The sequence below is a fragment of the Pseudomonas nicosulfuronedens genome (assembly GCF_005877905.1).
Taxonomy (GTDB): domain Bacteria; phylum Pseudomonadota; class Gammaproteobacteria; order Pseudomonadales; family Pseudomonadaceae; genus Pseudomonas; species Pseudomonas nicosulfuronedens.
This window is the reverse complement of sequence record NZ_SWDV01000002.1, coordinates 78,680-93,856: the sequence shown is the minus strand read 5'-3', so window position 1 is coordinate 93,856 and position 15,177 is coordinate 78,680. Positions and strand designations below refer to the sequence as shown.

The window sequence follows — 15,177 nt, the reverse complement described above, 5'->3', positions numbered from 1 at the left end:
CGAGCCAGCGAACCAGCCACAGTCGCGCCTCTGAAAAAATCTGTTACAGAAATAGCGACAATCCGCCACAGGCCAGGGTTCGATGAATCCGTGAGGCGCCTCCCCCCGGCTCCAGAACGGATCAGCGCAACGCCGCTCCTGACTCCTGCGACGCGAGACGCGCCTTTCCCCGCTCCTCGGTCGGCCGATCCAGCGCCAGTTCGTAAAGCTGCCGAGCTTCGCTGACCAGCGGCGAGAGTGCCGATGCCAGACGCGACGTCGCGCGGATCAGGCCAGGATCGGAGTCGTCCTCCAGCAGGCAAAGCAGGTCTTCCACCGCCGTCAGGCGCCGCAACGCGGCGTCGCGCAACTGCTCGACCGACGCCAGGGCATTGATGAACATCACGTCTTCGTAGGGGCGGGATTCCAGCGGAACGGGAAGGAACTCAGTCATGGCGCACCTCCGGGGACGGTGCAGTAGGACAGAAAGAACCAGGGTGGGGCGCGAGAGTAAAAGGGGGATAGTGCATGCTGCGACACCTTTCTAGATTAAGGAGCCGCCACCGCTCATTGCGACATGAGTTGGGGTGGCGGACCGTGCTCGGGTCGCAATCCGGCGGAAAGGCGCACAACACCGGTCGGGCAAAGGCCCACCTCACACGGCCCGCCATAGAACACCAACGCAGCAGGATACGAACTCATCGTGCTACAGGTGATTTGGCGTTACACGTGCGCCAGACTCCTATCGGGTTGCGACACCCGGCCACGGGATTGACCGTGGCAGGCGGAATCTAGCGAGCACGCACGTAGGCCCTCAAGGCTAAAAGAAGGTAGGAGATTTCACTGTTCCGACAGCTCAAATCCGGACGTTTCGCCGCATAGCGTGGCCCGGTTCACCTCTTAGGAAACTGCCCACAGACATTCTGAAGGCCAAGCTCCCCTGTAGGAGCGGGCCACGCCCGCGATCGCGCCCATGGGGCGCTCCTACAAGCCAGCCCCGAAGTCTCTCATCACGTGAAAGCGGGCTTGGTTCGAGAGGGATTCCGCCTCATTCCCACTCCCGCACCTGACGCACCTCCACGCAACCCAGCCGCCCCGGCGGAATTTTCGCAGCAATGCGTTCGGCCTCTTCCATGCTCTGCGCCTCGATCAGGTAGAAGCCGCCCAACTGTTCCCGCGTCTCGGCAAACGGCCCATCGGTGACCGCAAGCTTTTCACCTTGCCCGCGCAACGTGCGCCCGGTCGGCGTCGGCAACAGCGCATTGGCCGCAATGTAGTTGCCGCTGCGGCGCAGTTGCTCGCTGTAGGTCATGCAGTCATCGACGATGCCACGCAGTTCGGCTTCCGGCAGCTCAGAGGCCTTGCGCTCGTCGAAGTAGATCATGCAGAGAAACTTCATCACCCTTGCCCTCGTTCTTGTCTGTCATATCAGAAAGGTCCGTCGTCCCAGCGTAGCCCCGAACGCCAACCGCTCGCCTTGGCCTGCCGGCCGATAGACCAGCGGCATGGACAAGCGTCCCAGATAGGCGGAAGATGCGCGCGCCGGCAACGGCGCCGGCTTCAACGAGGAAAGACCCATGGCGAAGAAATCCAAACGGCCAAACAAGGCCAAGTCCCTGATTGCGCAACCGCTGTTCCGCAGCCGCCAGGAACAACCGCTCAAAGGCAAAGGCAGCTACCGCCGCGAAGCCACCCGTAACTGGGAGGCTTCTTCGCTTCTGGCGGCCTGAAATCCTCAGAAAACCTGAACCACCCCCGCTCTTTCGCTTTCAACCGGACAGCCAAGCCCTGGAGGTCTGCACATGAAAGCACCCCTGATAGTCGCCATCCTCGCCCTTCCCTTCAGCCTGTCCGCCCATGCGTTCTGCTCCGACCAGGAAGCCGAAGCCAAGGGCAAGCAGGTCGCCGCCAAGGTCACCGAAGTCACCCGCAGCGATCCCCAGCGCGCGCAGAAGCTCAACGAAAAACTCGCGGAAATGAAGAAGTCCCGCTCCAGTGAGCAGCGCCCCGACGACTGCGCCGCCTATGACGACATGCTCAAGGAACTGAACCAGAGCGCACCCAATGTCGATCAGGAAAGCGGTGGCAGCCCAGGCAATAAATGATGCCCTTGTAGCGGCGGGCCAAGCCCTCGACTGAGCCCCCAAAGCCCCCGCACAAGACTTAAAAGTGCACCGCCCGACGACCGCCCCGGCGCCGGAGGGAATTTTGCCGCCGCTGCAACATCGAATCTGCTGACCCGCCGCCTCTGTCGAACGCAGACGCGTCAAAAACGCCATGTTAAGGTGGCCCCTCCCCTGCCAGTTCCCGAGGAGAGCAATGCGCAAGCCTGTTTCACCTGTTGTCGGCCAACGTTGCCTGCTCATCGCCGCACTGTCCCTGGCCAGCTTCGGCCTGTTGACCTCCTGCACCGAGCCGCCGCCCAAAGGCGCCGCCGTCGAGCATGCTCAACCCACGCAGAGCTTCGCCCAATGGCGCGACGGCTTCCGCGCGCAAGCGCTGGCCGCCGGCATCAGCCCGCAGACCTTCGATCAGGCGTTCGAAGGCATCGAGCCGGATGACTCGGTGGTGACCGCCGACCGCAGTCAACCCGAGTTCACTCGCCCCGTCTGGCAGTACCTGGAAAGCGCCGTCTCCCCGGCGCGAGTGCGCAATGGTCAGGACCGCCTACTGCAGAACGCGGAGGTGCTGCAACGCATCGACACGGCTTACGGTGTGGACCGCGAAGCAGTGGTAGCGATCTGGGGCATGGAAAGCAATTTCGGCCAGCAGATGGGCAGCAAGAACGTCATCCGCTCCCTCGCCACCCTCGCCTATGAAGGTCGCCGCCCAGACTTCGGTCGCGACCAGTTGATCGCGGCGCTTCGGATCATCCAGCACGGTGACGTGCCAGCCGGCAACATGATCGGCTCCTGGGCCGGCGCCATGGGGCAGACGCAATTCATTCCCACCACTTACAACCAGTACGCGGTGGACTTCGACGGCGACGGCCGACGCGATATCTGGGGCTCGTCCCCGGACGCCCTTGCCTCCACCGCCAATTACCTGAAGACCTCCGGCTGGCAGCGCGGCCAGTCCTGGGGCTTCGAAGTGCGCCTGCCGCCAGGCTTCGACTACTCCCAGGCGGACATGGACATCCGAAAACCGATGAGCGAATGGCTGCGTCAGGGCATAAAGGTGGCCGGCGGCAATCTGCCGAGCGACCCACAAGCCAATGTCTCGCTACTCCTGCCCGCCGGTTACCGCGGCCCTGCGTTTCTGGTGACAGACAATTTCCGCGCCATCCTCAAGTACAACAACTCGACATCCTATGCCCTCGCCGTCGGCCTGCTGGCAGACAGCTTCAAGGGCGGCGGAAAACTGGTGGCGAACTGGCCGGAGGAGGACATTCCGTTGAGCCGCTCTGAGCGCATCGAACTGCAACAATTGTTGGTACAGCGGGGGTATCAACCGGGAACTGCCGACGGCATCATCGGTGCCAACACACGCAAGGCGATCCGTGCCTTCCAGCAATCGATCGGATCACCGGCGGACGGCTATCCGACCCCGTTCCTGCTGGAGTTGCTCCGACAGAAAAGCTGAATGAAAAAGGTGCCCTCGGGCGCCTTTTTCATTCAGGAGTTGGCCATTCAGCCGATCTTGGTACCGTGCGCCTGCTGATCGGCGTGGTACGAGGAACGCACCAGAGGGCCGGAAGCAACGTTCTTGAAGCCCATCTTCTCGCCTTCCTCGGCGAACCAGGCGAAGGTGTCCGGGTGGACGAAGCGCTGCACCGGCAGGTGGTTGCGCGAGGGCTGCAGGTACTGACCGAGGGTCAGCATGTCGATGTCGTGCTCGCGCATGCGGTGCATGACTTCGATGACTTCCTCGTCGGTCTCGCCCAGGCCGAGCATCAGGCCGGACTTGGTCGGTACGTGCGGAACCATCTGCTTGAACTTCTGCAGCAGGTCCAGCGACCACTCGAAATCGGAGCCCGGACGGGACGACTTGTACAGGCGCGGTACGGTTTCCAGGTTGTGGTTGAAGACGTCCGGCGGCTCGTTGGCGGTGATTTCCAGGGCGATGTCCATACGGCCGCGGTAGTCCGGGACCAGGGTCTCCAGCTGCACGCCGGGGGACAGCTTGCGGATTTCACGCAGGCAGTCGGCGAAGTGCTGGGCGCCGCCGTCACGCAGGTCGTCGCGGTCCACCGAGGTGATCACCACGTACTTCAGGCGCAGGTCGGCGATGGCGATGGCGAGGTTGGTCGGCTCATCGACGTCCAGCGGCTTCGGACGACCATGGCCGACGTCGCAGAACGGGCAGCGGCGGGTGCAGATGTCGCCCATGATCATGAAGGTCGCGGTGCCACCGGAGAAGCACTCGCCCAGGTTCGGGCAGGAAGCTTCCTCGCAAACGCTGTGCAGCTTGTGCTTGCGCAGCAGTTGCTTGATACGGTCGACCTCGGGAGAAACAGGGATGCGCACGCGAATCCAGTCGGGCTTCTTCGGCAGTTCGTCGGTGGGGATGATCTTCACCGGAATACGCGCGACCTTCTCTGCGCCGCGCAGCTTGACGCCAACTTCCACCTTGCCCGGCTTGGCGGCCGGGGCAGCCTGGCCGGAACTCTCCACAACAGTGCTCATCTAGGTTGGATCCCGCCCATTAGGGTCTTCTGTGCCGCGTAGCCAAGGCGTTCGACGAGTTCGCCACGCAGGCGCTCGCGCACATCGGCCAATGCGATGGGGCCGGCCAGCTGACTCAGCTGGGTCATGGCCATACCTGCGTAACCGCAGGGATTGATGCGTCGAAAGGGTTCCAGGTCCATGTCCACGTTAAGGGCCAGGCCATGGAAGGAGCGGCCATTGCGGATGCGCAGGCCAAGGGATGCGATCTTCGCGCCGTCCACATAGACGCCCGGTGCGTCGGGTTTGGACACAGCCGTGACGCCGTAGCTGTCGAGCAGGCCGATGAGACTCTGCTCGATGCGCGAGACAAGGTCACGCACGCCAATGCCGGAGCGACGCACGTCGAGCATCAGGTAGGCGACCAGTTGGCCGGGGCCGTGGTAGGTCACCTGGCCGCCGCGGTCGACCTGGACGACCGGGATATCACCGGGGAACAGCACGTGCTCGGCCTTGCCGGCCTGGCCCTGGGTGAATACCCGCTCGTGCTCGAGCAGCCAGACTTCATCGGGCGTGACGGCTTCGCGCTCGGCGGTGAAGCGCTGCATGGCGTGCCAGGTCGGCTCGTAAGGGAGGATACCCAGCTCACGAAAGCCCAGCGTTTCGCCCATCAGAGCACCATGTGGACGCGGCCGGTGGCGCGCAGGTCTTTATGGATGTTCTGCAGTTGGTCGACGCCGGTGGCAGTGATCAGCACCTGCACGGACAGGAAGCGGCCGTTGCGGCTGTCACGGGTGACCAGGGTGGTGATGTCGAGCTCCGGCGCATGGCGCTGGATGACTTCGATGACCAGATCGGAGAAACCTTCGCCGGCATCGCCGATGACCTTGATCGGATAGCGTTCGCAGGGGAACTCGATCTTCGGCGCGGGTTGTTCTGTGGTATCGACAGAATCAGGGGTATCAGTCATGGCTCTCGCGGGCGTGTGGCCCGCCTCCGCATGAGCGTCCGGGATGGGGGCGCTCCGGGTGGATCGGACGACGGCCGCCGGGCCACGGGGGGACCAGGCAGTCGCAGGCGGGCATTTTACCCGAGTTTGCGACTGCGCGGGCGGGTCAATCCCGGTCTTGTATACAAAAGTGCAAGACCGGGACGGGCGGTCAGTTGAACAGGCCGAAGAAGAACAGGCGGATGCTGTCCCAGATACGGCGGAAGAAGCCGCCTTCTTCAACGGCGTTCAGCGCGACCAGGTCGGAGGTGCGGACCACCTTGTCACCCAGCTTGACCTCGACCTTGCCGATCACCTGACCCTGCTGGATCGGCGCCATCAGGTTCGGCTCGACGACCATGTTGGCCTGCAGCTGCTTGAGCTGACCGCGCGGCACGGTCATGGTCAGGTCCTCGGACAGGCCGGCTTTGACTTCATGCTCGGAGCCTTTCCAGACCATGGCCTTGGTCAGCTCGGCGCCCTTCTTGTAGAAGGTCTGCGATTCGAAGAAGCGGAAGCCGTAGGTCAGCAGCTTCTGGGTTTCGGCGGCGCGAGCCTGTTCGCTGTTGGTGCCGAACACCACGGCGATCATGCGCTGACCGTCACGCACGGCGGAAGCCACCAGGCAGTAGCCGGCTTCGTCGGTGTGGCCGGTCTTCAGGCCGTCGACGGTCTTGTCGCGCCACAGCAGCAGGTTGCGGTTGGGCTGCTTGATGTTGTTCCAGAAGAACTCTTTCTGCGCGTAGATGGCGTAGTGGGTCGGCTCGCCGTAGATGATGGCGCGAGCCAGCGTGGCCATGTCCTTGGCGGACGAATAGTGGTCCGGGTTGGGCAGGCCGGTGGCGTCCATGAAGTGGGAATTGGTCATGCCCAACTTCTGCGCGGTGGTGTTCATCATGTCGGCAAAAGCGTCTTCGCTGCCGGCGATGTGCTCGGCCAGGGCGACCGAGGCGTCGTTGCCCGACTGGATGATGATGCCGTGCAGCAGGTCGCTCACCGAGACCTGGGAGCCGACCTTGATGAACATGCGCGAGCCGCCGGTGCGCCAGGCGTGTTCGCTGACGGTGACCAGGTCGGATTCGGCGATGCGGCCGCCTTCAATTTCCTTGGTGGCAATGTAGGCGGTCATCAGCTTGGTCAGGCTGGCGGGCGGCAGGCGCTCGTCGCCGGCGTTTTCAACCAGGATGTTGCCGCTGGCGCCGTCCATCAGCACCCAGGCCTTGGCCGCGAGCTGCGGGGCGGCGGGAACGACTTCAGCTGCCCAGCTGGCCACGGGGGCGCTGAACAGCACGAGCAAGGACAGGCGTTTGGCGAAGTTGAAGATGTTCATCCGTCTCTCTGGGGTTTACTAATGGTCAAACACTCCCCCGCGGGGGAACTCGTGAGGCGGCCTCTACGTGCCGCTATTGCACGTGCGGTGGAAACTCAGTCCAGGCGCACGAGCTTGGGTTGGCCAAGGTTGGCCACGCGGATGCTGTCCTGCATCCGACTTGCTTCATCCTGCGTTCCGATCGGTCCCAGGCGTACCCGGTACAAGGTCTGCTGGTTGACCACGACCGAGCTGATAAAGGATTTCGCCCCCGTCAGGCCGCCGACCTTCTCCTTGAGAAGCTCCGCAGCGTCCGGGTTGGCGAAGGCACCCACCTGGAGATACAGGCCATCGGCTGGTAATGAAGCGTTTTTTTTTGAGTCGATCTGGACCGGCGCCACTGGCGCGGCGTGTTGCGCTGGCGGAGGCGTGTAGGTTTCGATGGGCTGGGCCATGGCGACCGCCTGCGGCTGCGCGACGGCAGGCTGCGAGGCCATCTTCGGCAGGGCCATGATCATCGGCGGCTGCTTGCCCTGGGAGGCCCACCAGCGGTCGGGGTCGATGCCTTCGACCTTGACGTGGGCGGTGCCGGTCTCGGCGTAGCCCAGCTTCTTGGCGGCGGCGAAGGACAGGTCGATCACCCGGTCGGAATAGAACGGGCCACGGTCGTTGACGCGGACGATGACGCTCTTGCCGTTGTCCAGGTTGGTCACGCGCACATAGCTGGGCAGCGGCAGGGTCTTGTGCGCGGCGGTCATGCCGTACAGGTCGTACTGCTCGCCGTTGGCGGTGGCCTGGCCATGGAACTTGGTGCCGTACCAGGAGGCCGTACCGACCACGTTGTAGGTGTTCGCGTTGTTGAGCGGGTAGTAGGTCTTGCCCAGCACGGTGTAGGGGTTGTTCTTGAACGGCCCGTTGTGCGGCATCGGCACGGCATCGGGGATGCGCGAGACGTCCACGTCCCACCAGGGCGCTCCATCGCGGTGCGGCCGGTTGTAGTCGTACGGGCCGGAGATACCGCTGCTGACCTGCGGCTGCGGTTGCGGCGCGCGGTTACCGGTGCAACTGGCGAGGAACACGGTGCTCAGGCCAACGCAGGCGGCCAGCGACCAGAGGCCGGGACTTGCGATTCGCTTGCTCAATGGACACCTCGTGCCTTGGCGATCTCGCCGGCCAGCTGATGGACCGCCATGGCATACATGGCGCTACGGTTGTAACGGGTGATCACGTAGAAGTTCGGCAGGCCGACCCAGTACTCGGTGCCCTGTGCGCCTTCCAGGCGCATGGCGGTCACCATCAGGTCGTCGCGGATCACGTCATGGGTGCGCCAGCCCTGGGAGCGTAGCTGACCAAGGTTCAGCTGCGGCTCCAGGCCCTGGGTGAGCGCGTCTTCGGCGGTGGAGGTGCCGATTTCCGCCTGCGTCACCACCGGCTCGCCGGTATGCCAGCCATGCTGTTTGAAGTAGTTGGCGACGCTGCCGATGGCATCGGTGGGGTCGCTCCAGATATTGATGTGGCCGTCGCCGTCGAAGTCCACGGCGTAGGCGCGGAAGCTGCTCGGCATGAACTGCGGCAGCCCCATGGCGCCGGCGTAGGAGCCGGTCAGGCTGAGCGGGTCGACCTGCTGTTCGCGGGCCAGCAGCAGGAACTGCTTGAGCTCCTTGCGGAAGAAGTCGGCGCGCGGCGGGTAGTCGAAGCCCAGGGTGGACAGTGCGTCCATCACCTTGAAGTTGCCGGTGTTGCGGCCGAAGAAGGTCTCCACGCCAATGATGGAAACGATGTACTGGGCCGGCACGCCGTATTCCTGTTCGGCGCGAGCCAGGGCCTCGGCGTTCTGGTTCCAGAAGTCCACGCCGCGGTTGATACGCGCGTCGGTGACGAAGATCGGGCGGTATTCCTTCCAGGTCTTCACCCGTTCGGCCGGGCGAGAGATAGCGTCGAGGATGGACTGCTTGCGCTCCACGTCGTGGAAGACGCCCATGAGCTGTTCGCCGGCGAAGCCGTAGTCGCGGGTCATCTCGCTGACGAACTCGGCGACCTGGGGCGAACCATCGTAGTCGCCCGCGTGGGTTGCGCCGGACATGCCGATCGCCCCCGCGATTCCGACCCAATGCACCCCCCTGGCAGCCCAGGCGCGCAGTACTTGCATTCCTTTCTTCACTCTTGTCATCAAACCTGGGCGATCCACTTCCGGTGGGTGTGGATCGACATCAAAACGCCGAACCCTGACATCAGGGTCACCAGCGAAGTTCCGCCGTAACTAATGAAGGGCAGCGGCACCCCCACCACTGGCAACAATCCGCTGACCATACCAATGTTGACGAACACATACACGAAGAAGGTCATGGTGATACTGCCGGCGAGCAACTTGCCGAACAGCGTCTGCGCCTGCGCCGTGATCACCAACCCCCGGTAGATCACCAGCAGGTACAGCACCAGCAGGAGGCACACCCCGACCAGGCCGAACTCTTCGCCGAGCACGGCAATGATAAAGTCCGTATGGCTTTCGGGCAAAAAATCCAGATGGGACTGCGTGCCCAGCAGCCAGCCCTTGCCGAAGACGCCGCCCGAACCGATGGCCGCTTTTGACTGGATGATGTTCCAGCCGGTGCCCAGCGGGTCGCTTTCCGGGTCAAGGAAAGTCAGTACGCGCTGCTTCTGGTAATCGTGCATGACGAAGTACCACATACCCACGGCGACCGGCACCGCAGCCGATACGGCCATGATGATCCAGCGCCAGCGCAGGCCGCCAACGAACAGCACGAAGGAGCCGGAAGCCAGTACCAGCATGGCCGTTCCCAGGTCCGGCTGCTTGAGGATCAGCACGAAGGGCACGACGATCAGCGCAAGCCCCACCACGCTGTGCTTGAAGCCCGGTGGCAGTGAACGCTTGGACAGGTACCAGGCAATCGTCATCGGCATCAGCAGCTTCATGAACTCCGCCGGCTGGAAGCGGATCACCCCGGGAATGTTGATCCAGCGGGTTGCGCCCATGGCGTTGTGGCCCATCACGTCCACCACCACCAGCAGCGCCACGCCGATCAGGTAGCCCAGCGGCACCCAGCGGGCGAGGAAGCGCGGCTCGATCTGCGCCAGCACGAACATCGCGCCCAGGCCCAGGCCGAACGACGAAGCCTGCTTGATCAGCAGGTCCCAGCTCTTGCCGCTGGCGGAGTACAGGACGAACAGGCCGACCGAACCGAGGGTGACCAGCAGCAGGAGCAGCAGGCCGTCGATGTGCAGGCGCTGCAGCAGGCTGGAGCGCCGCTTCATGACGTCTTCGCTGGACAGCGTGCGGTCGAAGTTTCCGTTCATGGTCATGGTTTGGGCGCCTCCGCCGTGGCCTGCGGTGCGTATTCGGGTTTGAGCTTGCCGGTCTCGTCGAGCAACCAGGCGTCGGTCACGGCCTTGAGCACGGGGGCGGCGACGCCGGAGCCGGACTCGCCGTTCTCGACCATTACCGCCACGGCGATCTGTGGGTTGTCCGCCGGAGCGAAGCCGACGAACAGGGCGTGGTCGCGGTGGCGCTCGAGCAGCTTGGAGCGGTTGTACTTCTCGCCCTGCTTGATCGCGACGACCTGTGCGGTACCGGACTTGCCGGCGATGCGGTAGACGGAAGTGGCTCCGACCTTGTGCGCAGTGCCGCGTGGCCCGTGGACCACCTGCTGCATGCCGTAGTCCACCAGGTTCCAGTTGTTCGGGTCCTTGAGCTTGATATCCGGCATCGGGTCCTCGTCGACCGGCGGCTTGCCGTCGATGGTCTTGGCCAGGTGCGGACGAATCCACTTGCCCTTGTTGGCCAGCAGCGCGGTCATCTGCGCCAGCTGCAGCGGCGTGGCCTGCATGTAGCCCTGGCCGATGCCGAGAATCAGGGTTTCGCCGGGGAACCAGGCCTGGCGGCGCAGGGCACGCTTCCACTGGCGCGATGGCATCAGGCCTTCGGCTTCGCCGAACATGTCCAGGGCGACCCGCTGGCCGAAGCCGAATTCGCTCATGTAGTCGTGCAGACGGTCGATCCCCAGCTTATGGGCCAGATCGTAGAAATAGGTGTCGTTGGAGCGCATGATCGCCGTTTCCAGGTTCACCCAGCCGTCGCCCGTGCGGTTCCAGTTGCGGTACTTGTGGTCGTAGTTCGGCAGTTGGTAGTAGCCGGGGTCGAACACGCGGCTGGCCGGGGTCACGACACCCGCATCGAGGCCGGCGATAGCCACGGCCGGCTTCACCGTCGAGCCGGGCGGGTACAGGCCGCGCAGCACACGGTTATACAGCGGGCGGTCCTCGGAATCGCGCAGGGCCGCATAGTCCTTGAAGCTGATGCCGGTGACGAACAGGTTGGGGTCGTAGGCGGGCTGGCTGACCATTGCCAGCACTTCGCCAGTGGACGGCTGGATCGCCACGATGGCACCACGTCGGCCGGCCAGTGCGGTTTCCGCGGCAGCCTGCAGCTTGCTGTCGATGCTCAGTACGATGTCGCGGCCGGAGACCGGCTCGGTGCGTTTGAGCACGCGCAGGACGCGGCCGCGGGCGTTGGTCTCGACTTCTTCGTAGCCAACCGTGCCGTGCAGCGCGTCCTCGTAGAATTTTTCCACGCCGGTCTTGCCGATGTGGTGGGTGCCCGAATAGGCCACCGGGTCGAGCTTCTTCAGTTCCGCCTCGTTGATCCGCCCGACATAGCCGACCGAGTGGGCGAAGTGTTCGCCCAGCGGATAATGGCGGACGAATTGCGCGGCCACGTCGACGCCGTTCAGGCGGTACTGGTTCACCGCGATACGGGCGATCTGCTCCTCGGACAGCTCGAACATGATCGGCACTGGCTCGAACGGCCGGCGCCCCTGTTTCATGCGTTTCTCGAAGATCGCCTTGTCTTCCTCGGTGAGGCCGAGGATGTCCACCAGGGTCTTGAGCGTGTCCTGCAGGTTCTCGGTGCGCTCGCGGGTAATGGTCAGGCTGAAGCTGGGACGGTTATCGGCGATGATCACCCCGTTGCGGTCGAAGATCAGCCCGCGATTGGGCGGAATCGGCTGCACGTGGACGCGGTTGTTCTCCGACAGCGTCGAGTGGTAGTCGTACTGCGTCACCTGCAGGTGATACATGCGCGCCACCAGCACCAGGGCGAGCAGGAAGATCGCCACCCCGCCGACGATGACGCGGGCGCGGACCAGACGGGCGTCCTTCTCGTGGTCCTTGAGCTGTATCGGCTGCGGCATCGAAAACGGCTACGACTACTTGTGGTAGGGGTGCCCGGACAGAACCGTCCAGGCGCGGTAGATCTGCTCGCCGACCAGGATCCGCACCAGCGGGTGCGGCAGGGTCAGCGGCGACAGCGACCAGCGCTGCTCGCTGCGCGCGCAGACCTCTGGCGCCAGGCCTTCCGGCCCGCCGACCATGAGGTTGACGGTGCGCGCGTCCAGGCGCCAGCGATCGAGCTCCTGCGCCAGCTGGGGGGTGCTCCAGGGCTTGCCTTCGACTTCCAGGGTGACGATGCGTTCCCCAGGCTGGACCTTGCTCAGCATGGCCTCGCCTTCCTGGCGGATCAGCCGCGCCACGTCGGCATTCTTGCCGCGCGTGTTGAGCGGGATCTCCACCAGTTCCAGGGACAGCTCCGAGGGCAGGCGCTTGACGTACTCCGCCCAGCCCTCTTCCACCCAGCGCGGCATGCGCGAGCCGACCGCGATCAGACGCAGACGCACGGCAGGCTTACTCGGCGCTGTGCGAAGCGCGGCTCTGCTCGGCGCCCTGCCACAGGCGCTCCAGGTCGTAGAACTGGCGAGTGGCCGGCTGCATGACGTGGACCACGACGTTGGCCAGGTCGATCAGGACCCATTCGCCGCCTTCCTGGCCTTCGCTGCCGATCGGGCGCACGCCCTGTTCCTTGACCTTTTCCAGGACGTTGTCGGCCAGCGACTTGACCTGACGGCTGGAGGCGCCGGTGGCGATGACCATGGCGTCGGTGATGCTGGTTTTCTCACGCACGTCGATGACGACGATGTCCTGCGCCTTGAGATCTTCCAGAGCGGCGATGGCCAGCTCGACCAGTTGTTCGGTTTGCATTGAATGACTCTCTAACTTGATCAGTGAGACGCCTGGTACAGGCCGTGCGCCTCGATATAGTTCAATACCGCATCCGGCACCAGGTAGCGCACGGAGCGCCCCTGCGACAGGAGTTGGCGGATCTGGGTGGCGGATACTGCCAGCGGCGTCTGCCAGACGAAGGTGATCTGCCCGGCGGGGCCGGTCATCGCCTTCGGGTCGGCAACACTGCGCGCCGCCAGCAGGTCGCGCAGGTCTTCCGGCGGCTCGCTGTCGGCATCCGGGCGCTGCAGCACGACGATATGACAGTGCTCCAGCAACTCTTCCCAGCGATGCCAGGCCGGCAGGCCGCAGAATGCGTCCCAGCCGACCAGCAGGAACAACTGGTCCTGCACCTCCAGCTCCCCACGCAGCGACTCCAGGGTGTCGATGGTGTAGGAGGGTTTGTCACGCTTCAGCTCGCGGTCGTCGACCACCAGCGGGTCTACGCCGGCAGCCGCCAGCTCGACCATCGCCAGCCGCTGTTCCGGTTTCACCTGGGGGGTGTCGCGGTGCGGCGGGCGGAAGTTGGGGATCAGGCGCAATTCGTCGAACTCGAACTGCTCGGCCATCTCCAGCGCACTGCGCAAGTGGCCGATGTGCACCGGGTCGAAGGTGCCGCCGAACAGACCGACCCGTCGGGAACGCGCCTTGTTCATCAGGTCCGCACGTGTCCGTCGCCGAACACCACGTATTTCTCGCTGGTCAGACCTTCCAGGCCGACCGGACCGCGGGCGTGCAGCTTGTCGGTGGAAATACCGATCTCGGCGCCCAGGCCGTACTCGAAGCCGTCGGCGAAGCGGGTCGAGGCGTTGACCATGACCGAGGCCGAGTCCACTTCGGTGAGGAAGCGGCGGGCATCGGTGAAGTTCTCGGTGATGATGGCGTCGGTGTGCTGCGAGCCATAGGTGTTGATGTGCTCGATCGCCGCGTCGAGGCCGTCGACGATACGGATCGACAGGATCGGCGCGTTGTACTCGGTGCGCCAGTCTTCCTCGGTGGCTTCCAGCACGTCGGCGCCCAGCAGCGCGCGGGTGGCGGCGTCGCCACGCAGTTCCACGCCCTTGTCGCGGTAGATGGCAGCCAGCGGCGGCAGCACGCGGTCGGCGATGCCGGCGTGCACCAGCAGCGTCTCCATGGTGTTGCACGGTGCGTAGCGCTGGGTCTTGGCGTTGTCGGCGACACGGATCGCCTTGTCCAGGTCGGCGGCAACGTCGATGTAGACATGGCAGATGCCGTCCAGGTGCTTGATCACCGGCACCTTGGCATCGCGGCTGATGCGCTCGATCAGGCCCTTGCCACCGCGCGGAACGATGACGTCCACATACTCGGGCATGGTGATCAGCGCGCCGACGGCGGCGCGGTCGGTGGTTTCCACGACCTGCACGACGCTGGCGGGCAGGCCTGCTGCGGCCAGGCCCGTCTGGATGCACGCGGCAATCGCCTGGTTGGAGTGGATCGCCTCGGAACCACCGCGCAGGATGGTCGCGTTGCCCGACTTCAGGCACAGGCTGGCGGCGTCGATGGTCACGTTCGGACGCGATTCGTAGATGATGCCGACCACACCCAGGGGCACGCGCATCTTGCCCAGCTGGATGCCGGACGGCACGTAACGCATGTCGCGGATCTCGCCGATGGGATCCGGCAGCGTGGCGACCTGGCGCAGACCTTCGATCATGTCGTCGATGCGCGCCGGGGTCAGGGCCAGGCGATCGAGCATGGCTGGCTCCAGACCATTGGCACGGCCATTGGCCAGATCCTGTTCGTTGGCTTCGGTCAGCTGGGCGCGGGCGGCGTCCAGGGCATCGGCTGCGGCCAGCAGGGCTTGGTTCTTCTGCGCGGTCGTGGCGCGCGCGACAACGCGCGACGCTTCACGGGCGGCGCGGCCCAGGCGGCTCATATAGTCGAGAACGGACTCGGTCATGATCAAACGCGTCTGCGTGAGGGAAATGCGCAAGTATAGCGGGAGCGCCCCCTCAGCGGCCAGCCACAGCAGCCGGCCGGTCAGCGACGCGCCGCACGTAACGCTTACCCGCCTCAACACCCCGCCCCATCGGTGAAACGGTGACATCCGCAGGCTCCCTGGCCCCTTACGCCGCCCGAAGGTTGGGTAACCAAATTCGTATCGGCTGGTTACTTTGCAAGCATGGCTAGTTGCCCCCGCAGTGCTCGCATGCCAGGGACTCAGGCCAGGGAAGAACAACAAGAGGCGGTCCACCGCCGGAGAA

17 protein-coding genes are annotated in these 15,177 nt (G+C 64.5%); 3 read left to right on the top strand and 14 right to left on the bottom strand.

Translation table 11 applies throughout. The features are described from left to right. Positions 1-121: 121 nt before the first annotated feature. Both FAS41_RS02585 and FAS41_RS02580 read right to left on the bottom strand, forming a co-directional pair. The gene (locus tag FAS41_RS02585) at positions 122-433 is read right to left on the bottom strand and encodes a hypothetical protein (protein ID WP_138520107.1); all 312 of its coding nucleotides are present in this window, start codon (positions 431-433) and stop codon (positions 122-124) included. A 594-nt stretch (positions 434-1,027) separates the two neighbouring features. Then, on the bottom strand, positions 1,028-1,378 hold the full coding sequence (locus FAS41_RS02580) for a YciI family protein (protein WP_138520106.1): 351 nt from the start codon (positions 1,376-1,378) through the stop codon (positions 1,028-1,030). Between the two features lie 178 nt (positions 1,379-1,556). Here FAS41_RS02580 and arfA point away from each other — a divergent pair, with 178 nt between their 5' ends. The 3 genes from arfA to FAS41_RS02565 all read left to right on the top strand — a co-directional run bounded on the left by arfA (position 1,557) and on the right by FAS41_RS02565 (position 3,561). Then, positions 1,557-1,709, top strand: coding sequence for an alternative ribosome rescue factor ArfA (gene arfA / locus FAS41_RS02575; RefSeq protein WP_138520105.1), 153 nt, complete (start codon positions 1,557-1,559; stop codon positions 1,707-1,709). 72 nt (positions 1,710-1,781) lie between these two features. Next, entirely contained in the window at positions 1,782-2,084 is a 303-nt protein-coding gene (locus FAS41_RS02570) for a hypothetical protein (RefSeq protein ID WP_138520104.1), read from the top strand. A 214-nt stretch (positions 2,085-2,298) separates the two neighbouring features. Then, entirely contained in the window at positions 2,299-3,561 is a 1,263-nt protein-coding gene (locus FAS41_RS02565) for a lytic murein transglycosylase (protein WP_138520103.1), read from the top strand. A 47-nt stretch (positions 3,562-3,608) separates the two neighbouring features. Here the strand turns inward: FAS41_RS02565 and lipA are convergent, their stop codons facing one another. From lipA to FAS41_RS02505, 12 genes are all read right to left on the bottom strand, one after another. Beyond that, positions 3,609-4,604, bottom strand: a complete 996-nt coding sequence (gene lipA, locus FAS41_RS02560; RefSeq protein WP_138520102.1) for a lipoyl synthase — start codon at positions 4,602-4,604, stop codon at positions 3,609-3,611. Further along, a complete protein-coding gene (gene lipB, locus FAS41_RS02555) occupies positions 4,601-5,254 on the bottom strand; it encodes a lipoyl(octanoyl) transferase LipB (RefSeq protein ID WP_138520101.1) in 654 nt (217 codons plus the stop codon). The genes lipA and lipB overlap by 4 nt, the downstream gene beginning before the upstream one ends. Then, the gene (locus tag FAS41_RS02550) at positions 5,254-5,553 is read right to left on the bottom strand and encodes a DUF493 domain-containing protein (RefSeq protein WP_017521820.1); all 300 of its coding nucleotides are present in this window, start codon (positions 5,551-5,553) and stop codon (positions 5,254-5,256) included. Before FAS41_RS02550 ends, lipB begins: the two co-directional genes overlap by 1 nt. Positions 5,554-5,743: 190 nt before the next feature. Continuing rightward, positions 5,744-6,901 carry a D-alanyl-D-alanine carboxypeptidase family protein gene (locus tag FAS41_RS02545; protein WP_138520100.1) on the bottom strand — a complete coding sequence of 386 codons (1,158 nt, stop codon included), beginning with the start codon at positions 6,899-6,901 and terminating at the stop codon, positions 5,744-5,746. Positions 6,902-6,996: 95 nt separating this feature from the next. Further along, positions 6,997-8,022, bottom strand: coding sequence for a septal ring lytic transglycosylase RlpA family protein (locus FAS41_RS02540; RefSeq protein ID WP_138520099.1), 1,026 nt, complete (start codon positions 8,020-8,022; stop codon positions 6,997-6,999). Next, positions 8,019-9,041 carry a lytic murein transglycosylase B gene (gene mltB / locus FAS41_RS02535; RefSeq protein ID WP_138520098.1) on the bottom strand — a complete coding sequence of 341 codons (1,023 nt, stop codon included), beginning with the start codon at positions 9,039-9,041 and terminating at the stop codon, positions 8,019-8,021. Before mltB ends, FAS41_RS02540 begins: the two co-directional genes overlap by 4 nt. 8 nt (positions 9,042-9,049) lie before the next feature. After that, positions 9,050-10,153 carry a rod shape-determining protein RodA gene (rodA, locus tag FAS41_RS02530; RefSeq protein WP_138216950.1) on the bottom strand — a complete coding sequence of 368 codons (1,104 nt, stop codon included), beginning with the start codon at positions 10,151-10,153 and terminating at the stop codon, positions 9,050-9,052. Positions 10,154-10,197: 44 nt separating this feature from the next. Further along, on the bottom strand, positions 10,198-12,087 hold the full coding sequence (gene mrdA / locus FAS41_RS02525; RefSeq protein WP_138520097.1) for a penicillin-binding protein 2: 1,890 nt from the start codon (positions 12,085-12,087) through the stop codon (positions 10,198-10,200). Between the two features lie 15 nt (positions 12,088-12,102). After that, positions 12,103-12,570, bottom strand: coding sequence for a 23S rRNA (pseudouridine(1915)-N(3))-methyltransferase RlmH (gene rlmH, locus FAS41_RS02520; RefSeq protein WP_015475414.1), 468 nt, complete (start codon positions 12,568-12,570; stop codon positions 12,103-12,105). 7 nt (positions 12,571-12,577) lie between these two features. Then, positions 12,578-12,931: a ribosome silencing factor gene (gene rsfS, locus FAS41_RS02515; RefSeq protein WP_138520096.1), complete on the bottom strand. Its 354-nt coding sequence runs from the start codon at positions 12,929-12,931 to the stop codon at positions 12,578-12,580. Positions 12,932-12,951: 20 nt separating this feature from the next. Further along, positions 12,952-13,608 (bottom strand): nicotinate-nucleotide adenylyltransferase, encoded by a 657-nt coding sequence (gene nadD, locus FAS41_RS02510; RefSeq protein ID WP_138520095.1) that lies wholly within the window; start codon positions 13,606-13,608, stop codon positions 12,952-12,954. Then, the gene (locus FAS41_RS02505; protein WP_138520094.1) at positions 13,608-14,873 is read right to left on the bottom strand and encodes a glutamate-5-semialdehyde dehydrogenase; all 1,266 of its coding nucleotides are present in this window, start codon (positions 14,871-14,873) and stop codon (positions 13,608-13,610) included. The genes nadD and FAS41_RS02505 overlap by 1 nt, the downstream gene beginning before the upstream one ends. Between the last annotated feature and the right edge of the window lie 304 nt (positions 14,874-15,177).